The following is a 22,986-nucleotide window of genomic DNA, read 5'->3' on the forward strand; positions in this document are numbered from 1 at the left end:
GTATAGGAAAAGCACATGTTTGGTATATAATAGTGGTATCTGTTTTCAAGGAGAAAAGCTATGGTTGGAGGATATAAGGTTATAACCTTGTGTGGTAGTACGCGTTTTAAGGAGGAGTTCATGGAAACTCAAAAGCGGCTTACTCTGCAGGGTAATATTGTTATAAGCGTCGGACTGTTCGGCCACTCCGGTGATAATGAGGTCTGGGAGAACATGGACGAAGGAACCCAGACAAAGACTAAGGAAATGCTAGATGATATCCACAAACGGAAGATTGACATGAGCGATGGTATCTACGTTATCAACGTTGGAGGTTATATTGGCAGCAGCACAAAGTCAGAGATTGCTTATGCTCTTGAGCATGGAAAGACTGTAGAATATCTGGAGCTGGTTGATTAAGATGAAAAAACTGAAAATAACTTTTAATTCTCCCGTAGTACTGGGATTTATATTTTTAAGTCTGGCAGTGTTGATTCTGGGATTTGCCACATTGGGCAAAAGCAATGAGCTTTTGTTCATGACATATCATTCTTCATTAGCAAATCCGCTGACTTATGTGAGATTCTTTACTCATGTTCTTGGACATAGTGGATGGGAGCATTATATTGGCAATGCATCATATATTCTTTTGCTTGGTCCAATGCTTGAGGAAAAGTACGGAAGCAAGAGGATTGTAGAGGTCATACTTATTACTGCACTTGTAACCGGGCTTGTAAACTATTTCCTATTTTGGAACGTGGCTTTATGTGGAGCCAGTGGAGTGGTTTTTGCATTTATTCTATTAACATCCTTTACCAGCTTCAAGAACGGCGAGATTCCGCTGACATTTATACTGGTGACGATAGTCTTCATAGGGCAGCAGGTGTACGAGGGACTGTTCCTGCAGGATAACATATCAAATCTGTCACATATTATTGGCGGTGTTATCGGCGCTGTTGTGGGATATAGACTTAATAAGAAGTGAGACTAAGTGGAGCAACAAATGGAGTTTGATAAGGATGATTATATCGAGAAGTATAAATTAGAAGAGATGGAGGGAGTTCTTTCTCACATCAGAGGGCTAAAAGATCACGAGGAAGAGGATATTACGAAAGATCTGTTTGACGAGTATCCGGATTATATAAGCGACGATGTTCAACAGGTCTTATTTCACAGGACGGCAAGGAAAAAGTATGTAACAGCCCTTTGGAAAGATGGTTTTGAAGTAATCAATGTGTCGAGAGCATTCAGCAATTTGGAGCCAATAACCTTGGAGGAGTGTGTTGCAGCTTTTGTCTATGAGCCTGAGGCAATTGAAGATCTGACTCACTTGATGGATTGAAAGAGCGGCAATCATGTATAAGATCGAAACATTTATTCCTAAAGAATCCCTTCAGGTCATTCGACAGGCGTTATTGGAAGTGGATGCAGGTCATATAGGAAATTACCGGGGATGCTTGTCATATTATCCTGTTACCGGCGTATGGTTTTCTGAGGAAGGCTCTAATCCTACGATTGGCAGGCAAGGTGAGTGGAGTGAAGAACCGGAACTAAAGGTGGAAGTAAATGTTGAGGATGCCAACAAGGATAGAACTGTAGAGGCAATTCGGCGATTTCATCCATATGAGGAACCGGTAATCAACGTAATCAAGCTGGATACTGGTGATAGCGCAGCTTTTAAGCGTATTAAGGAAATGGAGACAATCCTTGATACAGCTTTGCAGAAACTGGGTGCAGAAGATATTGAAGAGTTGAAGGCGTATCAGCCTGAGATAGATAGGCTTGCAGCATATTATAGCAGCCAGGACTGGAAAGATGACTTTGCTCTGGATGAAGCCGGAAAGCTCCCGGCAGATTTGAAGAGAGGTGTGCTGTCAGAGGATGGCATTTACAATATGCTGGAGAGATACAAGGAATTGCTGGATTCCATAGACTAAAAAAGTATGTGGGCTCTATCGCTTTGTATGGCGGTAGAGCTCTTTTTCCAATATAATAGAGGGAGCTAATTGCGAACAATACGTTTTGTGGGAGAGTGTTTATGAGTAATGCAGTAATAATCTATGCTTCAACCCATCATGGAAATACCAAGAAGGTCGTTGAGGCTATTGCAAAAGAGTTTGATGTGGAGCTGGTGGATGCAACACAGGTTCACGAGAAGGATCTGACCGGATATGATCTTATCGGTTTTGCTTCCGGCATTTACGCAGCGCAGTTCCATCAGCAGATAAAGAACTTTGCCCAGGTAAATCTTCCTCAGAATAAGAAGATCTTTTTTATCATGACAAGTGCCATGAACAAGGATTTCACCAAGTCTATGGCGGATTCCATCAAGGGCAAGAAGGCTGAGATTGTCGGCAAGTTTACCTGTCATGGTTACAACACATTCGGTCCATTTAAGCTTGTTGGGGGTACCAGCAAGGGTCATCCGGATGAGAATGACTTAAAGGATGCAGTCGAGTTTTACAGAACTCTTGTAAGAGTTGGAAAAGCCTGATCATTTGCCATGCAGAAGATACGATGTGTGGTTGAACGAATTACATATCAGAATCCGGAAAACGGGTACTCTGTCTTAAAGTGCAGGGTAAAGGATTATTCAGAGCTGGTTCCTGTCATTGGTAATCTTCTTGATGCCAATGTGGGATCAGTTCTTTTAGTGGACGGAAGCTGGAAGGTGGATGCCAAGTACGGCAAGCAGTTCGTGGCTGAGAACTGGGAGGAGACTCTTCCTGCAACGGTATATGGCATGGAGAAGTATCTTGGGTCAGGCCTTATAAAGGGCGTGGGACCGAAGTTTGCAAAACGTATTGTCCAAAAGTTTGGTACAGATACTTTTGACATTATAGAGACTCAGGTAGAGAAGCTTGTAGAAGTTGAAGGTATCGGCAACAAGAGAATAAGGATGATAGCCGAGTCCTGGGAGAAGCAAAAAGAGATCAAGAATATCATGCTCTTTTTGCAGGAGCATCAGGTCAGCACCTCCTATGCAGCCAAGATATTCAAGCAATATGGTAACGAAAGTATTTCTGTGGTGAAGGAGAACCCTTACAAGCTTGCTGATGATATCTGGGGTATTGGATTTAAGACTGCCGATCAGATCGCAATGAAGCTTGGTTTTGAGAAAGAATCCTATGTGAGGCTGCGGAGCGGTCTTATGTATACTCTGTCGGAGCTTTCAAATGACGGTCATGTTTACGCCGAGCGGCAGCAGCTTATAGATAAGGCAAAAGAACTGCTGGAAGCATCCGATGAAACAGTGACCATGACAATGGATGAGATGCTGAAGAAAGAAGAGCTGATTCTTGAGCGGAACATCTCTAAGACAGATGAAGAAGGGAATCCTGTAACACCGATTTACCTGCCACCGTTTTATTATGCTGAAGTTGGCGTTGCATCCAAGCTTAAGAAGCTGGCTGATTCTCCGGCAGGAGATAAGCTGTATTCAAGACTTATGGAAGCAAGGCAGAGGAGCGGAAACAACGAGCTCTCTGTTGATATAGAATCCATTCAGAAAAAGACCGGGATGGCATATGATGATATCCAGGCAGATGCAATCAGACAGGCTGCTATCGCCAAAGTCATGGTTCTGACCGGAGGTCCCGGAACAGGAAAAACCACAACAACCCACGGAATCATTTCTGCCTACAAGGCATATGGTCTTAAGATTCTTCTTGCAGCACCTACAGGAAGAGCGGCCAAGAGGATGACGGAAGCGACCGGAATGGAAGCCAAGACCATCCACAGACTTCTTGAGTGCAAACCACCTGAGGGATATCAGAAGAACGAAGAGAACCCTCTCGAGGGAGATGTGCTTATAATCGATGAGTGTTCCATGATCGATATTATCCTCATGAACTCACTGCTCAAAGCAATTCCTTCAACCATGAGGCTTATTATGGTGGGTGACATAGATCAGTTGCCATCAGTCGGCGCAGGAAATGTCCTGAGAGACATCATCGACTCAATGTCTTTTCCGGTGATCAGACTAACAAGGATATTCAGGCAGGCTCAGAGCAGCCGCATAGTCATGAACGCTCATAGGATCAATGAAGGCAAGATGCCTGACATCAGTAATGGCAAGAATACGGATTTCTTTTTCATGGAAAACGAAGATGCCGATGCTGTTGCAGGAGAGATAGTGAAGCTGGTACAGGCCAATCTCCCCAACTATTATCATGTTGAGCCGTCACAGATCCAGGTGCTGACTCCGATGCAGAGAGGCGTTGTAGGCGCAACCAACCTGAATCTGGCATTGCAGGAGGCTCTTAACCCGGCGGATGAAGAAATATTCATGAGAGGTCGGGGCAAGGTTATGATGCCAAAGCCGTGTCTTCGCAGGAGCGGATATGTGTTCCGCGCTGATGATAAGGTAATGCAGATCAAGAACAACTATGACAAAGAAGTCTTTAACGGTGATATTGGTATCATTGAATCTGTCAATGATACGGACAGGACGCTTACTGTAAACTTTGATGACCGTAGCATAGAATACGATGTGACAGAACTGGATGAGCTGGTACATGCCTATGCTACGACTATTCATAAGGCACAGGGATCAGAATATCCTATAGTGGTTATGCCGGTTCTCATGAACCATTACATAATGCTGCAGAGGAACCTGATCTACACCGGCATCACCAGAGCCAAGAAAATCCTGGTCATTGTCGGAACAAAGAAAGCGCTGTCTTATGCAGTGCGGAACGTAACAGTGACAAAGAGGAATACGCTTCTGAAAGAGAGACTATACAGATAGGAGAATGACAAATGGGAAACAGTGTACCAAAGGAAATGCAGCAGTACTATGATGTTATCGGACAGATTATCACAGTTTTCTGCGAGAAGTATCTTGATGAGGAATATGAAGCACTGTGCTTGAAAGCACTGGCTAAATTGTGCAGGAAGAGACCTTCTCCATTGCTCAAAGGACGTCCATACACATGGGCTGCCGGTATTGTATATGCTGTTGGAACTGCCAATTTCATATTTGACAGAGCTAATAAGCATTATATGTCTGCGGCTGATCTGGCTGACATTTTTGGAGTATCAAAATCTACAGCGTCATCAAAAGCAGCTGAAATAAAGAAAATGCTTAAGATAGATGTATTCAATGGGGAATGGATTGTTCCGTCAGAGATGGAAAGTAATCCGATGATTTGGATGGTAGAAGTTAATGGGCTTGCCATGGATGCCAGACGACTTCCGCTTGAGTATCAGCAGATTTGCTATGAGAAGGGACTTATTCCCTATGTTCCGGCTCTGAAAGAAAAAGATTGATTCGAAGAAGAGGGCGAGCTGGGACTATTTCTTTTGCCAGGAGGATTCTATGTTAAAATTACCCAATTTGACTGCAGACGCAAAAGCTCACAAAATACTGAAAAAGTTTGTGAACGATCGCCTTATAGATATGATGGAGACTATAATTCTTGATGAAGTTGCCTGGAGAATGGCTGTTAAGGGTGAGCTTGATGAGAGTGCAGCCGATAAGAGTTTCGATGAAATGGTGAATTTTGCGGAGCTTATGACGGACATGGATTTTGCTCAGAATGTTTCTTCGCTATACCTGCCTGAGAACTATCCGATAGAGAGGGCTAACCAGGTCTTTTTTGGATTATACAAGCTGCTTAAGGCAAAGAAAGAGTATGTACCGGAGCTTGTAATGGAATATGCACTCAATAGTGTAATCCGGAGGCAGATAAATGAGGTAGATCTGATCAACGAGGAAATGGAAGACGGAATCTTTGATGACATGGACGAAGATGAAGGCTTTTGGGATGCGGATGCTTTTGCTAACATCGATGATGAAGCTCTTCCGTTCTATGATGAAGATCACCCAAGGGATTTCACGGATCCGTTCATCTATGATGACGTTGATATATCGGACCTTGAAGATGATGAAGACGACGAAGAAGAGTATTCTACTGTTATGCCTATACCTGAGCCTGACCGCACGACTGTAAAGAAGGCAATTCTTGAAGATATGGCGGGTGATTATGAAGGCGAGGAACTGGAGGAGGTTACTGAAGACATCATCAATATGTATGAGGATCTCCGCAGGTACGAGGAGAGCTGCTTCTGGGATGTTGATTTCCTTCTGCTTGATAAAGTCACAGAGGAACAGCTGCGTAACTCACCGGTAAATGATTACTTTGGAATAATTGATCCCAAGGAACCTAATGTCGTAGAGTTCCCTTTTAGAGATGAGAGTGGTAAGCGGATCAATATCCAGGCAAATATAGATATCAATCCATGGGATATGGAAGATGATGAGGAACAGTAATGAAGAGGGAAAAATCATACAAGATTGGTTCGATAAAAGACAAATTTGAACTGTATAACAAGGAGGATATCTGTAATTTTGCCAGTCAGATAGGAATGCATGGCTACTCAAAATTAAAGAAAAATGAATTGATTGATGCTGTTGTGGACTTCATCTTGGATCCCGATGTGATGTTTTACCGATTATCGATATTTGATGACCGTGCCATCACTATCTTTGAAAACAGCATCAGTGCTACCTATGAATACCCGGAAAAAGACCATGATATCGTGGCAACATTTAACATGCTTGATTATGCTGTCATTGGTGATAATAAGTTTTTCGTCCCCCAGGATGTTGGCGCTGCTTTTATGAAAGTAAAGGGCGAAAAGTTTGACAAATATAGAAAGCGTGCATCATGGGTGTATAAATGCTTCAGATGGGTTGAGCATCTCTATGGATATGCTCCTGAAGATATAGTTCTTAAGCTCGTTAATCTGAAAAAGTTTGATATGGATAAGGAAGAGCTTGAGGATATATATGATCACTTCCCTTATGACCAATTATGGACAGTTAAGGTTGATTTCATGTACATGGACGATCTTTATGTGGATAACCTTGAGTCATTGAGGCAGCTTAGGATGATGCAGGGAGAAAAAGACTACTATATTCCAACAATTGATGAGATCGAAGAGTTCTATGAAAATCTGGCTTTGATATCAGGCAAGCCATACCAGGATATGCTGGGATTTCTGCAGCGTGAGTTTGGAATGACGTACTATGATGCAGAGGATATACTGCTTGAGCAGTGGGATGACATATCAAGTGGCGGTGATCCTCATGAATCCATGCAGAATTTCTGGAATAACTTCCAGTTCAGGGATGATAAACAGATTCATAGAATAGTCGAGCTTTACAATAATCTCTCTAACAACACTCGAATGAAGAGCAATCGAGGCTTTACACCCAATGAAATGGCAAGAATGATGCCGTACAAGCCGGGACAGCCACTTACAATTGTTCCAGGGAGCAGCAAGGCTGCAGAGATGCTGGCAAAGGCTGCACCTGAGATGAGAAAGATGGGGATGAATGTTGACTTTGAGAGCAATGCGGATACATTGCCGGTTATCAGTATGCCTTATGGTCCGACAGGAGAACAAGTTGTAAGCCAGAAAAAGATATATCCCAATGATCCGTGTCCATGTGGCTCTGGAAAGAAATATAAGAAGTGCTGCGGCAGGAATTAAGAGATTGCTGCAAGACACTACCTCAAGAAGTTGTAAATCGTCCCCAAGTTGTGGACGAATTGGAATCCGCATTGTTACGATGCGGATTCTTCTTTTTCATCGGTGTCCACAGTGGACTTTTTCTTTTTGGTATAGAGTTTTTCCATTTTAAGCATGCCGTAGGTCTTTCTGGAATTGTAAGCTATTACCATTGCTTCGGCATATCCAAGTGAACCGGCACGGCGGTCTTTGGCATTTCTTGAGAGCTCTTTTATCGATATCTGACTGAGCTTTTCCTTGAAGGCTTCATCCCTGATTTCATCACCATAGGCTGCAAGGAATCTGGAAAGACCTTTCAGCACATTGGCGCTTAAGGACATGGGGGCACCTTCCCAAGTGGCTATGATCAGGCCGAGGATACGGCTAAGAGTTTCGTAGCCCTGCTTTTCAAAGATTTCTTCAAGGGTTGATACAGCGCAGATAGTTCCAGGATGAGCGTTTGATGTGATCTCAAGGTCGAAAGACTCAACAAGGTCTTTTATCAGAATCTGCTCATCACTTCCGGCCTCTATGTTGGCCATGAAGATTTCATAGGGCAGAAGAGGCTTTGTATATTTCAGCTGGTTGGCAAAAATATCAGCCTCCTCTTCATATTTCAAATCCTCGTAGACCATGCACCAGACCGGTGTTTCTCTTGAACCTGAGACAAGAGCCACAATCTCTATTGTGTGCTGACCATTGAAAACATAGTTTATTCCGTCACGTCTGCTGACCTTTACAGGATTGATCTGGTATAGATTGAAGTGCGCAGCAGCTTTCTGGACGTGCTTCATTGACAGGTTACGCTGGTACTCCTGGTTTGAAACAAGGTTTTTAATCGGAATCTGCTCAAAATGTACATTGGGCACAAAGGCAGAAAAATCAGTTTGCATCTTTAGTTATCCCCTCCAACTCGTTTTTTATTATCTGTATACTTTTTTCTAAAATCCCCAATTGAAAAATAAGGTTATCTGCGGCTTTCTGTGATACTTCGGAAAGCACGCTTCTCTCCCGGACACGCCGTATAGACTCGGACCATGATGGAACAGTCAGGGCGAGACTGGATACGGCAGCGTCTGGGTCATATTTTGGCATCTGCTTAATCTCAGGAATTATTCTATTTTCAAGGTGCGGTTTATTGCTGTTATCTATATCAACAGGATTGTTTCCTGGTGTTCTTACAGGAGCTTTTTTAATGAGAGTGTAGGAATTTATAGTCTTCAGATAGTTTTCCATCTCATCAGTAGTCATCTGGCTTAGTGTTATCACGCTCTTTTGTGGAATGTTGATTCTGCCTGATAGTAACCGGGTGGCTATATCAGGATTAGTTATTCTGATAAGATCTATGGCAGATGCGTATTTTGAATAAAAGTGGATGGTTGCACATGCGATCCCATAAGCATCGACAATATCTACAATGGAGCGGTGTATATCCCTGCTATACTTTTGCTTAAGCTCTGCAAGAGGGAGCTGGGAAAGAGGTGTTTTGATTTCATCTCTGTAGTACGCATTTTTATGGTACTGGTAGTGTTTCCCAATAAGGTATGCTTTATATGGCGTGTATTCGTTGATATCGTCTGTGAGAAGCTGGCAGATACTGGCAAGCATGACATCCTTGGACTTGAAAGAAAAGGGCTGAGTCTTGATTGTATAGCCTGCATCAACGTATTCCCGGTATTCAAATATCCTGTCCATGAGTATGTTGTTCCATACTGGAAAAGGAGAGGGAGGAATGCCGAGACGGATATTATGCCTTACCATGGCTATAGAACGGGCATCAGGAGGAAGGAAAAGTACTGAAACCTCCGGATCTATTATCAGACTATTGGGCTGCTGCATATTCATCACTGTGAACAAGCTCTGAGTTTGAAATGTCAAATAATACTGTGCGCTCAGAATCTTTCAGTACTCCTTCCATCTTGTAAATCTGTTCATTCTGCCATTCGGGATTTAACCCAAGTAGTTCCCGAACAAGATTTGTGCTGTATAGTTGCACACTCCTTTGGAGAGCCAGTGAATCGGTGTTAACTCTCTGGGCGGTGGGTGTCAGGGTAGCTTCTGCACGTATGCCGATTATACCTTTGCTCGGTGCTACTATCAGTTCAATAAATTTTGGGTGCCCAAGAGCCATGAGAGTAGAGCGGTGTATCCGTATTATGTTGTATTTGAAATCAACCACTAAGATCGGAGAGCGTGATCTGTTCATATTGTTGCTCCTTATCATTGTCTGCAGATTTCTGTTGAGCCTGTTGCTCCTGTTCCGGTTTTGGCGTTATATCGGACGGAGGCGGAGAGTAGCCGGATGCGGTTTCAGTATTGCCTTCGGATACTGGGATTGGTTCAGCTTCCGCGTTGCCATCGGGCCCAGTGTCAGAAGAGTCTGTTTCCGAAGTGGTATCTTTTGCATTGCTATCCTCTGTTTCCGGTGAAGCTGAAGTATCCGCTTCTGCTGGATCCGTTGTTTTTTTCTTGGATTTTGCCTTGGGTTCATCGGCAATGCTGAAGACAGTATAGCCATCAAAGACATTAAGTTTGGTGCTTGCAGCATGCTGGCTGGCCGGGATACCGAACTGGTTTTGCCACTGTTCTGGGAATGACGGTTTGCGGCTGTTCTTTATCTTGCCATCATCAGTTACTTCCCTGAGGTATATCTCAGGAGCAGAGAGGTCAAAAAGGAACAGCGATTCTCCGTTTGATCTGATCATTTTTCCAAGAAACTTGTATCTGTACCCTGAATCCCATTTCATCTCATCACAGAGCATTGCGAAGAATGGTCTGCAAGTTACTTGTTTCGGAGAACGCTTGGCTGTGGCAGAGCACCAGCGGAAGGAATCCCTTTCATCTTCTCTGCAGGGCCTGACTACAAGCTTTTTCTTTTCTTTATTTATCAGTATCTGGATATAATCTGTTTCCGGCATCTTCTTGATACATGCCGTATTTACATATACTTTTGAACCTGCAAATGTTATGGAGGGTTCGAATACATGTGCAAAAAATTCTCCCCTAACAACCTGGAAGTCATCATAGCTGAAAGAATCATCCTCTATGATTTCTACCTGTCCCCTTACTTTTTCATTGATCTGTGAGTCTTCACTCATCGTTGACCTCCTCCGGAATGTTTATGACTTCTTTTAGAGCCTCCTTTATAGAATCTCTGTCTGTAATGTTAAGTGGTGCTAAGTTGCTGTATAGATACCCGGCGTTTTCAGAGTCAAGCTCCGACATGTCGGAAAATAGAAGTGTATTGTACTTGAAGCGGTAGTAGCTGCTACCAAAGCTGGTGATCCAGGCTTCGGGATAGGCTATTATGCTGCTGTCATGTTCAGTAAGGTCGCTCTCAGGTATGTCGGTTTCGTTGTCGCTGTCTACTTGTAGAGGAACACCTTTTGGAATGATCATTTCGTTTTCATTCATGTCAAAGAGCAGTACAGCGCCGTCATCTTTCTTTATGTAGGTTCCAACAATTCTGTATCTACAGTCTGTATTCCAGCCAAATATCTCAAACAGGGTTGGGATGAAAGCTGCTCCGCATATGCCCCTCGCGACTTTCCCGGAAGGAGCGTCCTTGGCCCACTTGAGGGCATGCTTATCATCCTTTTTTACAGAATGCACTACAAATAGCTTCTCTGCGGGATTTATCAAAAACTCTACATAGTCAGTACCAAGCTTCTTTATAGCCTCCATGGTGAACTGGATATTTTTCTTTGAAAAAGTTACGCTAATCTGTTTGGCCGTGCTAAAGAACTGGCTTCTTGCTACTTCATAGCCTCGGAGGTCAAACTCACCGTTGGCTCCCTTGTGGGACTTGGGAGAAGAGTTCTGCTCATCGTCCTCAAATACACTAAGGGACGCATCCAGGTAGTCATCCGCCTTAAAGCCTGCCCATATTGGATTTACATGGACGAATCCCTTAAGAGTACCGCTGTCTATGACCCGCAGTTCCGGGAGAAAGCCTTTGCCTCCGTATCTGACATTTCTTATCATCTGCTGTACTGCTTCAAAATCATCTCTTGAGACGATGGATTCATGATGATCTTCCTGAATATACTGATTGCGGTTGTTGACATTCTTTTTCGATTTATGATCTAGGTAGTTGGGCGTGTAAGTCTTTCTTGAAATAATATCTCCACAGTGTCTTTCGTTTTGAAGTATCTCCATAATGGAGCTCGTGGACCATTGGGTATTACCTATCTTTGTCTTATAGCCAAGGTCTGTCAGTGTTTGAGCAATCTTGGTGGTGGAGATTCCGTACAGGTACATGAAAAAGATGAGCCGGACTATCTTTGCTTCTTCCTCATTTATTATGAGGTTCCCATCTTCATCATGGTCATATCCAAGAAGCTTAGGAGTCAGGAAAATGCCGTGCTTAAAGCGCATCTCTATTGAGGTGTTCATTGAGGTGCTTTTGTTGTGGCTTTCTTCCTGCGCCATGGTTGCTGCAAAGGAAAGCGGCATTTCTGAATCGTCTCTTCTGGTGTAGATATGCTCAACCTCAAAGTAAACTCCAACCGGTGGATTCAGTGCGGCCAGTTCTCTGACCTGTCCTACGCAGTCCACGGTGTTTCTGGCGAATCTTGAAACACTCTTTACGACTATCAGATCTATTAGACCTTTCTTACAATCCTCAATCATCTCTATAAAGGCATCTCTGTGCTTTAAGGAAGTGCCGCTGATGCCTTCATCAGCATAGATCTTTACAAGAGTCCAGTTTGGGTGCTGCATTACAAAATCTTCGTAGTGATTCTTTTGCAGCTCGTATGAAGATGTCTGTCTGGGGTCGCCCGTTGAGACTCTGGCGTATACTGCTACTCGGAGCTTTACGTTTTCATCAAAGATGCTGGCCTCTTCATTAGCGGGGACAACCTTAATGAGCTCCGGTGCGACACCTTTGTACCTGTTACGGATTTTTTCTTTCTGCTGCTCAATTGTTGAGGAACGTTCTTCGGATGTATTCATAGTTACCTCTCAGAATTGGTTGAGGATATGTCATTAAGATCTAAGTTTCTCCACCACTCATCATCATACTTGCTTGCTGTTTCGTAAGCTGAAGGGTTTGACCAGGATGATATTATTGCTTGGTTTTTTGCAGCCACGGTACAGACAAAACTAATGAGTTTGCCATTATTATCAGCTGTACTGATACCAAGATCATCGAAGTAAAAATGTACAGGGGGTTGCAGTGATTGGAATTCTTTAATAATGTCCATGCACTTGAACATGTTACGAATCAGTGCTGATATTTTTAGAACAACGATGAGGTCGATATTACCGTTATTGCAATCCTCCTTCATACGGGAAAATTCAGGTCTCTGTTCAATAAAAGTAGCGGGTCTTTTTTCATCTATGTATTTGCCAACGAGGAGCCATTCGGGGTGTTTGGATAAAATTGAGACATATTTTTCCTCCCGGAGGCTGACAATCAATGCGCTTTCAGGCTCATTTAATTTGATTCTGTCATAAATGGCGACGCGGACCTTGTTGGTATCAGTATTCTTTTCAAGGATGGATGTCTCACAGATCATGATTGCCTCACTATAATTATTTCTTTTAGAAATAATTATAGTCGGCAAACCATTCAAAAAAGTAATGCCATAGGTTAAGTGGTATAGCCATTAGCTATAGTTGATTAAAATAGTTACTTTCTAAAGAACTTATTCTCCTTGAGAAGTCTCTTTGTCTCGCGTGCAATGCCGCAGACAATTTTTCTTTCATACAGATTGCAGTCACTGATGATTGCGTTGATGTCGCAGTCATAGTCGTTCTTACCAGCTTTCTGATTGCCGACAAGTAAGGTGTCAGCAGTAACATCCAGAGCCTCAGCTATCTGAAGTAATCCCTGTAAACTAATCTGCTTTCTGCCAGTCTCTACCTGGCTGATATACTGCTCTGATAAACCTGTCATGCGGGCAAGACCCATCTGCTTGACTTTTTTTGCCTTTCTCACTTCCTGAATACGTTTTCCTAACAACTTAAAATCTATGTTCATTGATAGCCTCCATAAAATTTTTTCAAAATCCCAACTAAAGGCATACCGACTTAAAGTGTGGCTTATTCATTATGATCGCTGGGAACGATAAACTTTAATTAAAGAGACTTGGCGTATAGTGGTGATGGAGCGTATATGGCTAAACAAATAAAACAGGAAAATAAGCAGGATAAGCAGCTTCAAGAGATTGGTTCTCGCATAAGAGACCTGCGAAAGAAAAAGGGACTCACGCAGTTAGAGCTGGCAGATAAAATTGGATGTTCAGAGACTCATTTGAGCAATATAGAAACGGGAAGTGCAAAGATGGGAGTAGACATTGCAATAAGGATAGCAGACTATTTTGGTGTTTCTACCGATTGGATACTTAGAGCAATTAACCCGGGAATGACAGATGTAGAGCTGCTTTCAGACTGTTCTCCATCAGAGCGGGAGTACTACGAAGAATTATTTGGAAGTATCAAGAAGATTTCCAGAAAGCACGGAAAAACAGGGAAATAATATAGTTGCAAAGGAGTGATTCCATGAGTCCCAGGAGGATTGGCTCTTTGTGCTAACTACATAACGGTTGATGTAAGGAGTCTGGTGCCAATATGGCCTGGGCTCTTTTTTCATGGATATTATTACCATAAGTGTATTTATATGTGTCGTTCTCCGCCCAGGGTAGGCAGTAGATGCTAAAGACACGTGGTATGAGGCGCGATTTCGAAAAGTGGCCTCATTTAATAAAATAGTAAGCGGAGAAAAAATATATGAGCAGAGATAAATCACCATATAACGCTGCTGAACAGGAATACATCAGTGACGTAGGTAAAAAATATAGAGAATATCTGAGATATAAGGGGCTTGATTACATATCATATGGCAAAAAGATTAGTCTTGAGGAGTCATCATGTAAAGACTACATGTATTTTCCGACTATCCTTAGACCAGTAGCTATGCGTGAAATGTTTTTGGATAAAATCGACATGAACTGGTTTTTGGGCGATGCGGAGGAGATGTTCAGAAAACTACCAGCGAATCCGACGCCTGTAGATTATGTGATGAATTTTGACAATGCCATGTTCATGCTGGACAGATCGGGGTCTGATCATGATAAATTTGATGCAGGCCTACGAGGTGCACCATATATGGGAAGATGGATTGAGCACGGACGAGATTCTCAGATGCATTAAATTTCATGAATCCAATAAAGCACACAAGGGGAGGCATCCCCTTGTATGTTTTTAGGGTTCATGAAGTTTTGTATTCGTTTTATGAGAGGAGATCAGTGATGACTGAGAGTATTGCAACAAATATGGATGACGGCATGGATGAAAACAGAGACCATGACGATAGTAATGAAGTAAGCAGGCGCAAGTACAGGAGCAAGAAGTGGAAGTACAAGCGGATGGAAAGAAATAAGCCGGACCGGCAGTACATCGAGGATATGTGTTATAGAGAAGGGCTTCTTGGTAAAAATGTTTTCGACACCTGTTATTCCATGCTGAGGGAATTCAGAAAGAAACGCTATGAAGAGCCAAACGATCCGCCGAAAAACTTTACCAAGGAACAGATAACTGAGAGCAAGCTTAATGTACGTCGGGACTTTCTTGAAGCTGTCATAGTTCCCATGGAGCAAAGTGAGGGCGAGCAGGACAGAATCATAAAAGAAGTCGTTAAACTCCCATGGCTGGATGATAAGCTCGAAATAATAATGGCACATATTATGGAATATCCTCAATGGGGAGAACAGTATGTAGAAATCTTGGATAAGTACTATTTTCATCCGGTGGTTGAGAAGGATGAGGCTACAGATAGGAACAAAGATATATGGGAAATAGTTAAAATGAGCAAAAGCAGGTTCTATGACAGACACAAGGAAGCAGTAATGCTCCTTGGAATAGAACTCTGGAGATATGCCAAGAAGAGAGAAATCGAGGACATGGAAAAAAGCATTATTCCCTGGCATGATATCTACCCTGACAGACCGGGAGACGAAATTCCTGACAGAAGAAAACATCCCAGGGATGAATATTGATAAAATTTTAGCAAATTGTCGGAATATTATAGCTCTTTTGCCGTATTGTCAGATTCGATAGGACTAATATAGGACTAATATAGGACTCCACTTTTTCAGATATGTGCTATCATAATAGCGTACTTTCTTCGAAGAAAAATATTTGCTTTATGGAGGAGATTATTTGGAAGAGGTAGTTGATGAGGTCCGGGTGCGTGGCTCTGTAGAGCACTGTAACCGGGTACTAAGAAAAGTAAGGCTCTGCTGCGGAAAGTGCAAAAAGGCTTTTCCCATGAAGTATACGGAAGTGGGAAATTCCAAGATTGTCGCTTTCAGGAACGTGGATTTTAAATGCGAAAGATGCAGCAGGGAAAAGCACATTGACGTTATTACTGAAGGGGCGCTGCTTAAAACAGTGACTGTATGGAACGCAGTGTATATTTGAAACAAACTAAACGAAGGCACCATGATACTGGCTATAGGCCTACAGACGCATGAGTATGATCAGAAGGGGAACTGGCATGACTCATGCCATATATCTGGATATATTTGGACATCCGCTCTCCTGATCGGTACAGGAAGAGGGGATGTTTTTGTGTTTGGGGATAAGGATCATAAAGTTGGGGAGAGGATAAAACTAAAGAGAAAAGCCATGGGATTATCCCAGGAGGAGCTTGCTGAGCGCATGCATGTCACGGCTGCACTGATATCAAATTATGAAAATGACAAGGTGGATATCAAGAGCAGTGTAATGCGTGAACTGGCAGAGCACCTAAACACCTCTGTTGCCTATCTTATGGACGGCGATCCGGAGCTTGACACTGACATCAAAAATCTTATCAGCGTATATCTTATGCTCGGTAGACCTAACGTCCAGAAGGTTGCTCTGGAACAGATGAAAATATTAAACGGGGTTTAAGTTTTGGCTGAAAACATAAGCGATATTTAAATAACTGGGTAAGGTGCATGAGCACTGCGTTCTATAAAATTATCAGTATAGAAACAAGAGCGCATACCGGTATCGCTCTGGATAATCATTTTTCTTTTACGGAGGTATCAGATGATTACTGGAGCAAAAACAATCAGCAAATATCGTGATTTCAGCAACAAGAAGCGTGTGGACTTTATCCTGAAGAATTATGGCAGCATAGGAGAATACATCAGAAGTTATGAGGAAATTCTGTGCGATGACATTCTGGAACAGAGGGCTATTGAGCGCAGAATTGACAAGGGCGACACAGGAGTCAGAGTGCAGACTTCGGAAAAGAGTGATCCTACAGCCATGGTAGCTGTGGACAGAGTGACTCTGGAAGAGAGGTTTTCTCTGGATAATGATTCGGACAGTTTCATGTGCCGGGATTTTGAAATTAACAGAGATGCCCGAACACTAAAGATCATGAAGAGGGACTTCAAATATGTAGTACATGCCATGAACATGCTTTCCCAGCATGACCGCTGTGCCCTAGGAGAGGTGCTCTGCCATGAAAAAACACTGGATACCATCGCTGAAGAAAAGGGAATCCAGTATGAATCAGCCAAAATGTACATTTACAGGAACAGGCTTAAGGTCAGGACCTTGGCTCTGGAGTTTATAGAGAGTGCCTGTGCCTGCTGACAGCTTTTTCAAAAATGCAATGAGCGACAATTGAGCTACAATTGAGAAATCGGAGGTTTTTACTATGACAAAAGATATAAATATTGAAGGACTTGAGGAATTATGCAAGGGGAAGTTCAAGAAACTTCCTCAGTGCATGAATCCAGGCAGAGAACACTATATAAGGAAGACAGATGCTTCTTTGGTATATCCGTTTGGAAGACATTCTATTGATGATATAGCTGAGAAGGCTGGGGCTGTGATCCCTATTAAAGGATGCATTTGCTATGATACTGACAAGATCAACAGGTATTTGGATACTCATGCAGCTCCGGCGACTTGCTGACTAAGACCCCATTTCATGAGTACCGGTATAGCCGGGATACTCCTGTATGGATTATAAAATGGTAATACTAAAATTGTTGTTGAAATAATGGTATTACCGAAATATAATTGGAGTACAGGAGGTGAGTCAAATGGCTAAGGCGGGAAGACCTAAAAAAGATGATGCTATCACACATACAGTATCAGTGAAATTCAATAATCAGGACTATGATGTGCTGGTGGAATACTGCAAGAACCATGGAATGACTATGTCTCACCTGATAAGGTATGGTATTCAACTCCAGCTGGAAGCAGAGGAGAAATCATTGGAACGCCTGGATTGAATAAAGTTCTTTGCTGCCGATTGCTCATGGAGGGTACTTGTTATGGCCGAAGACGTAAAGCTGGAAGGGCTTGAGAAGCTTTGTAAAGGCAAACTTAAGAAGATACCGCAGTGTTTTAATCCCGGAAGGGAGAAGTATATCAGAAAAGTAGATGCTCCTTTGGTTTATCCGCTCGGCAGACACACTATTGATGACATAGCTGAGAAGGCTGGTGCTGTTGTCCCAATCAATGGCTGTATTCTTTATGATACGGAGATTATAAATAAGTACATAGACAGCTTTAGAGTGGTAAAATAGAATGCCAGCGCGAGGAGAAATCAAGATGAAGCCAGACGATGCTTTTGAAAGATTAAGAGAAGATGGGCAGAAAAATCCAATGACGGATGAGGAAGTTGATACTTTCGTTAAGAAAGCTGCGGATGGTAGGAAACATAAGGAACAGTCCGTTGATTACGAACATTTCGGTGAGAAGATGGCTGATGGCAGACTTACAGAGCCCTCTGATGGTACAAGGTATCGACTGAGAGAAGCTATACAGTACTCAGAAGAACTGGGGAGACCTCTGACAGAGGAAGAGTTGGCACAATTCGAGGTGAAATAAGAGCAAGTTATTGAATTACAAATTCAATGACAAGGGACAGCCTGAAGAGTATAATTTCAACACGGGATTCAGGCATGAAAAGTGATTATTATGAAAGGGTTTTGATAAAGGACATGGGAGCAAAGGATAAAACAGAAAAATCTCTTGAAGATTGCAATGATGTTTTTGCCGATATCGTAAACGTCCTCCTTTTTGATGGTGAAGAGATTATTTCGCCTGATGATCTTCTGGAAGGGAGTCCATACAGTAATTATACTGAAAATGGAAAAATCAGAGATCAGGAGCGAGACATTTATAAATATTGGAATAACAGCCAGATAAGGCTGGCTGCCATTGGATTCGAGAATGAAACCGATGAAGAGGAGGATATGCCGCTTAGGGTTATTAATTATGATGCGGCAGGCTATAGAGCTCAGCTTTCAAAGGATAACAATAATGACCGTTACCCTGTAGTCTCACTTGTGTTATACTATGGGTACGAGAACAGATGGAGTAAGGCTAAGACTTTATATGAGCGCCTGGTTATTCCAGAGAAGCTTAAGAAATATGTTTTTGATTACGGAATGAACCTATTTGAGATAGCATATCTTGAAGATGAACAGGTTGCTAAGTTCAAAAGCGATTTTCGACTTGTTGCAGACTATTTTGTTCAGATGAGAAAAACAGGTGAATATGTTCCACCAACCGACAAAATAGTGCATGTTCAAGAAATGCTTGCTCTTATGAGTGCGCTAACAAACGATAACAGATTTGTCGATATATATGATGAAGTTAAAGGAAAGGAGCGAGTTAGTATGTGTACGGTCCTGGATGTAGTTGAAGCAAAAGGAAAAAGCAAGGGTATTACAGAAGCCACGACAATAACAAGAAATGAAGATATAAAATCTTTGGCAGAGTATTTTGTCGAGAAAACACCTTCTTTGCCATATGATGAAGCATTGAAGATGGCGGAGGATATCCTTAAGAAATGAGTTGCCCTACTTTGGATAAATATGAAAATAACGGCATAGCAATAGGAGATATTAAGGCAACAGTTACAGAATCTCAGTATTATCATGCTTCATATGATGACACAATAAGGCGTGTTGCTGAAAAGTTTAATCTTTCTGAAGATGATGCAGAAGAACAAGTTAAGCTATACTGGGAATAAGTAAGCAATCGAAAATAGAATAGGGCAACATGATACGGGCTATAGGCTTGAAGACGCATGATTATGACCATGGATGCATGGCATGTACCTTGCGTGTCATGTAAATGATGGGATTTCCCTCTACTGATCAGATGGTCGGCAGAGGGATTTTTTTGACCAAAAATGACACAGGAAAATTGTATATCGAAGAATGGTTTTTAGTGTTGACGCATGGCAAACGCTGGTAATATCATAATTGTATAAGTGGTGAGTTCAGCAGTAATGTGCGGAATTCTCATTACTTCAAGCGCAAATTATAAACCGGCTTATGCCCATGTGGGCAGGAACAGGAGGCCAGCACAAAGACCATTCTTCACCGAAAGGAAGGTGATAGAATGTCAAGACCGAAGGCAGACAGTAAAAATACAAGAAAAGATAAAAATGGATATGCACTCCGCAAAGGAGAGAGCCAGAAAAAAGATGGCAGGTATGTATACAACTACAAGGATGGCTTTAAGAAGAGACGATTTGTATATGCAAATACTCTGATGGAGCTCCGCGAAAAAGAAAAGCTGGTCATGAAAGAGATGGCTTACGAGCTTGATTATGCAAGCGCATCAAAGATGACTCTTAATACTTTGTACGACAGATACATTAGCCAGAATTACAAGGTGATGGATTCCACCAGAGCCGGGTATAACAGTCTGTACAATTGCCGTGTCAGAAATGGATTCGGGCTTAAGCGAATTGTTGATATCAAATACTCCGATCTGAAGATCTTTTATCACAGCTTACTGGTAGATGAAGGACTATCAGGTTCTACAGTAGAACGTATCAACAATCTGATTCAGCCATCCCTGAAACTTGCTGTAAGGGATCAGCTTCTTCTCAGGAATCCTGCAGAAGGTGTTTTGACTGAGATTAAAGCAAGTGATGATTGGGTTGAAGGAGAGAGATTTGCACTTTCTATTCCACAGCAGAGATCCTTTATGAACTTCATTTACAATTCCACGGAGTTCAAAGGCTGGTATCCGCTGATTGCAACGCTGATAGGTACCGGAATGAGGATTTCAGAATGCCTCGGGCTCGAATGGAAGGACATCGATCTATCGGAGAGATTCATCAGTGTAAATCATACTTTGGAATACAGACCTGTTGATGATACCGGCAAGTGCATTAAGAGAATTGAGTTGCCGAAGACTGAGGCTGGAACAAGACTCATACCAATTTTTGATGAAGTGATGGAAGCAATCATTCTTGAGTATCAGTATCAGAAAGTCCTTGGGTTCTGTACGGAAGAAGTAGATGGGCATTCGGGATTTGTTTTCTGTACATCTGAGCATAAGACCTATCTGCAGGGAGCTGTGAACAGAGCAATCAAAAGCATCATTGCAGCCCACAATGAAGCAGAAGAGGTGTTGGCAGCGGAAGATGGAAGAGAGCCCATCATATTGCCTCATTTTACATGCCACAACTTACGCCATACTTTCTGCACCAGACTTTGTGAAGTGGAGTCAAATGTCAAAGTTATCCAGGATATTATGGGGCACTCAGACTTCAGTACAACGATGGATATTTACACAGAAGTGCATAAAGAAAAGAAACAGGAAGTATTGTCTTACCTTCAGGGAAAGTTTATAATTAGATAGTAAAGTTAAAAATACGTTATGTATTTTTGAAAAAAGTAGTGTCATTCGGTTTTTATTTCAAGCGGATGATACCAGAAATCAGCATAAAACCTAAATTCCAAAGAGTGTCGTTTGAAATGGATTTGACACTCGATTGACACCAAAAGCAGGAAAATAATTCCAGCTATATACAAAATTTGGAATTGGGTAAATTCTAAGCTATACATCTATCGGTAGGATTTGACACCTATATACTCCAGCACCGGAGCAATCCCGACTTTGAAGTCGATGAAATAACCTATGGACGAATAGAGAAGAAAGATGTGCCATAGAAATCCAAATTTATCCAATGGGGACACCTGATTACACCGTTTTCATTGGAGCTCTATACCTCGAAATGGGTCTGTATGGACTGAACTCAGAGAACTAAATACCGCTCTATTACCTGTAAGACCTCGGTTTTCAGCAGTTATAAAAGTTACTTTTTGAATGAAAAAAGAGGAACAGTTGATTATTTAAGATAAGATTTACCGGCTTATTTCTAAAGATGTAAATGGGAACCGGAAAAGATCTGACAGGCTGATAGAAAAGATATAGGTTTTCTGTTTTAAAATTCCTCAAAATTCAAAAAGAGATCATTCAAAATAATAAAGACATGTATGTTTTCCACGGAAATGGAGAATATGCATGTCTTTTTTCTTACTTCATTTCTGAATACATCTTGGGATTACCGGAAAGGAGCCCAGGATGCATGTATGCCCGCTTTCAAGAGCTGTTCATGTACCATGGAGCCAACGGCACTTGACCTGAAGGCTGTGTATGGTGGTTTTACCCTAACAAAAACATGATCGGAATCGGTTTGGGGTCTGGCATTTTTTAAGTAATTGATTATTGCTTCACCAACATCTGAAAGCAACGGGAGTTCCAGGGAGTTACCTGTTTTGACCTGTGTCAGGTGTATTTTATCGTTCTCCCAGTCAATGTTTGAAAAACGGAGATTAGCCACATCGCTGCTTCTAAGCCCCAGCCGAGCGATTAGGAGAATCATGGCATAATTCCTTATGCCACACGGATTGCCCATGTCAATTGAAGCCAACGTTTCACGAACTTCATCTGCGGAGTAGACAGATGGGAGACTGCTGTTCCTTTTGTAATGCGGATTGGGGAGCTTGGGGAATAAGTTATTTTGCATTATTCCTTGATCGTAACAGTACTTGAGATAGTATCTGACGGTTCTCATGATCTGGTTGATTGAGGCCTTTTCAAAGGAAGCGGAAAGCGATTCCATGAACTTAAGAACCATCGGAACTGTAATGCTATCCAAAGATTCAACTCCTTCATCTTCCAAAAAAGAAAAGAATCGAGAAAGATAAAGTTTTGAAACCTGAATGCTCTTGGCAACAATGCCAATCTTTTCTCTGTAGCCAATGTAGGCATCTGCACTCTCTTTAAATGGAACAGGAAAAACATAATCTTTCCTTGTAGATACAAGATTCACATAAACAGTCCCTGTTCTTTGATACTCGGAAATAGCGTTAATACAGCGAAGATAGATAGCATTCCACTTTTTGGTTTTGATCTTTTCAGACATGGAATAATGATCCTCTAAAAACTGGATGCCAACATCCATGCTGAAAGAATCAATACTATGCTCGGAAGCATATCTGATGAATTGGCAGCTAACCCTTTGGAATATCTTCCTGTAGTGCTCAGAGGCTTCGGCTTTTTCCAGAGCCTCCAATGTACCATCCACCAACAGTTGTAATGAGTTTTGTGTTTCCATTTGTAAATATCCTCCTTATGAAAAAATAACTTCATAAGGATGCGATATTATGCAAAGTAAATCAATGTAACAATGCAGTATTTTCAAGATGTTGCGGCCAAAAC

At 42.1% G+C, this 22,986-nt stretch carries 30 protein-coding genes and 1 pseudogene; 23 read left to right on the forward strand and 8 right to left on the reverse strand.

The features are described 5' to 3' along the window. Positions 1-120 precede the first annotated feature (120 nt). From BLR42_RS12855 to BLR42_RS23565, 10 genes and pseudogenes are all read left to right on the forward strand, one after another. Complete coding sequence (locus BLR42_RS12855; protein ID WP_330387356.1) at positions 121-399, forward strand: hypothetical protein; 279 nt, start codon at positions 121-123, stop codon at positions 397-399. A gap of 1 nt (position 400) precedes the next feature. Then, on the forward strand, positions 401-964 hold the full coding sequence (locus tag BLR42_RS12860; RefSeq protein WP_091869793.1) for a rhomboid family intramembrane serine protease: 564 nt from the start codon (positions 401-403) through the stop codon (positions 962-964). 18 nt (positions 965-982) lie between these two features. Continuing rightward, positions 983-1,321 carry a hypothetical protein gene (locus tag BLR42_RS12865; RefSeq protein ID WP_091869796.1) on the forward strand — a complete coding sequence of 113 codons (339 nt, stop codon included), beginning with the start codon at positions 983-985 and terminating at the stop codon, positions 1,319-1,321. Between the two features lie 13 nt (positions 1,322-1,334). Continuing rightward, positions 1,335-1,634 (forward strand): annotated as a pseudogene (locus BLR42_RS24095) (cytochrome C biogenesis protein); the annotation flags it as partial. 39 nt (positions 1,635-1,673) lie between these two features. Next, positions 1,674-1,916 (forward strand): DUF4298 domain-containing protein, encoded by a 243-nt coding sequence (locus BLR42_RS24100; RefSeq protein WP_091869919.1) that lies wholly within the window; start codon positions 1,674-1,676, stop codon positions 1,914-1,916. 101 nt (positions 1,917-2,017) lie between these two features. Continuing rightward, the gene (locus BLR42_RS12880) at positions 2,018-2,473 is read left to right on the forward strand and encodes a flavodoxin family protein (RefSeq protein ID WP_091869799.1); all 456 of its coding nucleotides are present in this window, start codon (positions 2,018-2,020) and stop codon (positions 2,471-2,473) included. A gap of 27 nt (positions 2,474-2,500) precedes the next feature. Beyond that, positions 2,501-4,729: an SF1B family DNA helicase RecD2 gene (locus BLR42_RS12885; protein ID WP_330387358.1), complete on the forward strand. Its 2,229-nt coding sequence runs from the start codon at positions 2,501-2,503 to the stop codon at positions 4,727-4,729. 11 nt (positions 4,730-4,740) lie between these two features. Beyond that, a complete protein-coding gene (locus BLR42_RS12890) occupies positions 4,741-5,250 on the forward strand; it encodes a DUF6398 domain-containing protein (RefSeq protein WP_091869806.1) in 510 nt (169 codons plus the stop codon). A 49-nt stretch (positions 5,251-5,299) separates the two neighbouring features. Continuing rightward, positions 5,300-6,253 carry a hypothetical protein gene (locus BLR42_RS12895; RefSeq protein WP_091869809.1) on the forward strand — a complete coding sequence of 318 codons (954 nt, stop codon included), beginning with the start codon at positions 5,300-5,302 and terminating at the stop codon, positions 6,251-6,253. Beyond that, complete coding sequence (locus BLR42_RS23565) at positions 6,253-7,479, forward strand: SEC-C metal-binding domain-containing protein (protein WP_091869812.1); 1,227 nt, start codon at positions 6,253-6,255, stop codon at positions 7,477-7,479. Before BLR42_RS12895 ends, BLR42_RS23565 begins: the two co-directional genes overlap by 1 nt. Positions 7,480-7,553: 74 nt before the next feature. Here the strand turns inward: BLR42_RS23565 and BLR42_RS12905 are convergent, their stop codons facing one another. The 7 genes from BLR42_RS12905 to BLR42_RS12935 form a co-directional block, all read right to left on the reverse strand. Then, positions 7,554-8,390 carry a DUF6551 family protein gene (locus tag BLR42_RS12905; protein WP_091869815.1) on the reverse strand — a complete coding sequence of 279 codons (837 nt, stop codon included), beginning with the start codon at positions 8,388-8,390 and terminating at the stop codon, positions 7,554-7,556. After that, complete coding sequence (locus BLR42_RS12910) at positions 8,380-9,345, reverse strand: hypothetical protein (protein WP_170832762.1); 966 nt, start codon at positions 9,343-9,345, stop codon at positions 8,380-8,382. Before BLR42_RS12910 ends, BLR42_RS12905 begins: the two co-directional genes overlap by 11 nt. Further along, complete coding sequence (locus tag BLR42_RS12915; protein ID WP_139165156.1) at positions 9,320-9,703, reverse strand: hypothetical protein; 384 nt, start codon at positions 9,701-9,703, stop codon at positions 9,320-9,322. Before BLR42_RS12915 ends, BLR42_RS12910 begins: the two co-directional genes overlap by 26 nt. Next, a complete protein-coding gene (locus tag BLR42_RS12920; protein ID WP_207648541.1) occupies positions 9,669-10,595 on the reverse strand; it encodes an integrase in 927 nt (308 codons plus the stop codon). The genes BLR42_RS12915 and BLR42_RS12920 overlap by 35 nt, the downstream gene beginning before the upstream one ends. Continuing rightward, positions 10,588-12,453 (reverse strand): recombinase family protein, encoded by a 1,866-nt coding sequence (locus BLR42_RS12925; RefSeq protein WP_091869824.1) that lies wholly within the window; start codon positions 12,451-12,453, stop codon positions 10,588-10,590. Before BLR42_RS12925 ends, BLR42_RS12920 begins: the two co-directional genes overlap by 8 nt. Positions 12,454-12,455: 2 nt before the next feature. Continuing rightward, positions 12,456-13,019 (reverse strand): recombinase family protein, encoded by a 564-nt coding sequence (locus tag BLR42_RS12930; protein ID WP_091869828.1) that lies wholly within the window; start codon positions 13,017-13,019, stop codon positions 12,456-12,458. Between the two features lie 113 nt (positions 13,020-13,132). After that, positions 13,133-13,483 (reverse strand): helix-turn-helix domain-containing protein, encoded by a 351-nt coding sequence (locus BLR42_RS12935; RefSeq protein WP_091869831.1) that lies wholly within the window; start codon positions 13,481-13,483, stop codon positions 13,133-13,135. A gap of 135 nt (positions 13,484-13,618) precedes the next feature. Here BLR42_RS12935 and BLR42_RS12940 point away from each other — a divergent pair, with 135 nt between their 5' ends. The 13 genes from BLR42_RS12940 (at position 13,619) to BLR42_RS13000 (ending at position 21,120) form a co-directional block, all read left to right on the forward strand. Next, positions 13,619-13,981 carry a helix-turn-helix domain-containing protein gene (locus BLR42_RS12940; protein ID WP_091869833.1) on the forward strand — a complete coding sequence of 121 codons (363 nt, stop codon included), beginning with the start codon at positions 13,619-13,621 and terminating at the stop codon, positions 13,979-13,981. Between the two features lie 251 nt (positions 13,982-14,232). Continuing rightward, positions 14,233-14,655 (forward strand): hypothetical protein, encoded by a 423-nt coding sequence (locus BLR42_RS12945; protein WP_091869835.1) that lies wholly within the window; start codon positions 14,233-14,235, stop codon positions 14,653-14,655. Positions 14,656-14,753: 98 nt separating this feature from the next. After that, complete coding sequence (locus BLR42_RS12950) at positions 14,754-15,500, forward strand: hypothetical protein (protein WP_091869838.1); 747 nt, start codon at positions 14,754-14,756, stop codon at positions 15,498-15,500. Between the two features lie 163 nt (positions 15,501-15,663). Next, entirely contained in the window at positions 15,664-15,924 is a 261-nt protein-coding gene (locus BLR42_RS12955; protein WP_091869841.1) for a hypothetical protein, read from the forward strand. A gap of 21 nt (positions 15,925-15,945) precedes the next feature. Then, positions 15,946-16,398: a helix-turn-helix domain-containing protein gene (locus tag BLR42_RS12960; RefSeq protein WP_091869843.1), complete on the forward strand. Its 453-nt coding sequence runs from the start codon at positions 15,946-15,948 to the stop codon at positions 16,396-16,398. Positions 16,399-16,539: 141 nt separating this feature from the next. Next, positions 16,540-17,094, forward strand: a complete 555-nt coding sequence (locus tag BLR42_RS12965) for a hypothetical protein (protein WP_091869846.1) — start codon at positions 16,540-16,542, stop codon at positions 17,092-17,094. A gap of 64 nt (positions 17,095-17,158) precedes the next feature. Continuing rightward, complete coding sequence (locus BLR42_RS12970; protein WP_091869849.1) at positions 17,159-17,419, forward strand: DUF6462 family protein; 261 nt, start codon at positions 17,159-17,161, stop codon at positions 17,417-17,419. 130 nt (positions 17,420-17,549) lie between these two features. Then, the gene (locus tag BLR42_RS12975) at positions 17,550-17,741 is read left to right on the forward strand and encodes a hypothetical protein (RefSeq protein WP_091869852.1); all 192 of its coding nucleotides are present in this window, start codon (positions 17,550-17,552) and stop codon (positions 17,739-17,741) included. A gap of 42 nt (positions 17,742-17,783) precedes the next feature. Continuing rightward, positions 17,784-18,038 (forward strand): DUF6462 family protein, encoded by a 255-nt coding sequence (locus tag BLR42_RS12980; protein ID WP_091869854.1) that lies wholly within the window; start codon positions 17,784-17,786, stop codon positions 18,036-18,038. A 25-nt stretch (positions 18,039-18,063) separates the two neighbouring features. Continuing rightward, positions 18,064-18,342 (forward strand): hypothetical protein, encoded by a 279-nt coding sequence (locus BLR42_RS12985; protein WP_242875314.1) that lies wholly within the window; start codon positions 18,064-18,066, stop codon positions 18,340-18,342. A gap of 74 nt (positions 18,343-18,416) precedes the next feature. Further along, complete coding sequence (locus BLR42_RS12990) at positions 18,417-19,313, forward strand: Rpn family recombination-promoting nuclease/putative transposase (RefSeq protein WP_170832763.1); 897 nt, start codon at positions 18,417-18,419, stop codon at positions 19,311-19,313. Then, a complete protein-coding gene (locus BLR42_RS12995; protein WP_091869860.1) occupies positions 19,310-19,492 on the forward strand; it encodes a hypothetical protein in 183 nt (60 codons plus the stop codon). The genes BLR42_RS12990 and BLR42_RS12995 overlap by 4 nt, the downstream gene beginning before the upstream one ends. Before the next feature lie 374 nt (positions 19,493-19,866). Beyond that, positions 19,867-21,120 carry a site-specific integrase gene (locus BLR42_RS13000; protein ID WP_091869863.1) on the forward strand — a complete coding sequence of 418 codons (1,254 nt, stop codon included), beginning with the start codon at positions 19,867-19,869 and terminating at the stop codon, positions 21,118-21,120. Between the two features lie 706 nt (positions 21,121-21,826). Here the strand turns inward: BLR42_RS13000 and BLR42_RS13005 are convergent. Further along, positions 21,827-22,882, reverse strand: coding sequence for a tyrosine-type recombinase/integrase (locus BLR42_RS13005; RefSeq protein WP_091869866.1), 1,056 nt, complete (start codon positions 22,880-22,882; stop codon positions 21,827-21,829). Positions 22,883-22,986 lie beyond the last annotated feature (104 nt).

The organism is Butyrivibrio sp. INlla16, from assembly GCF_900104155.1.
Lineage (GTDB): Bacteria > Bacillota > Clostridia > Lachnospirales > Lachnospiraceae > Butyrivibrio.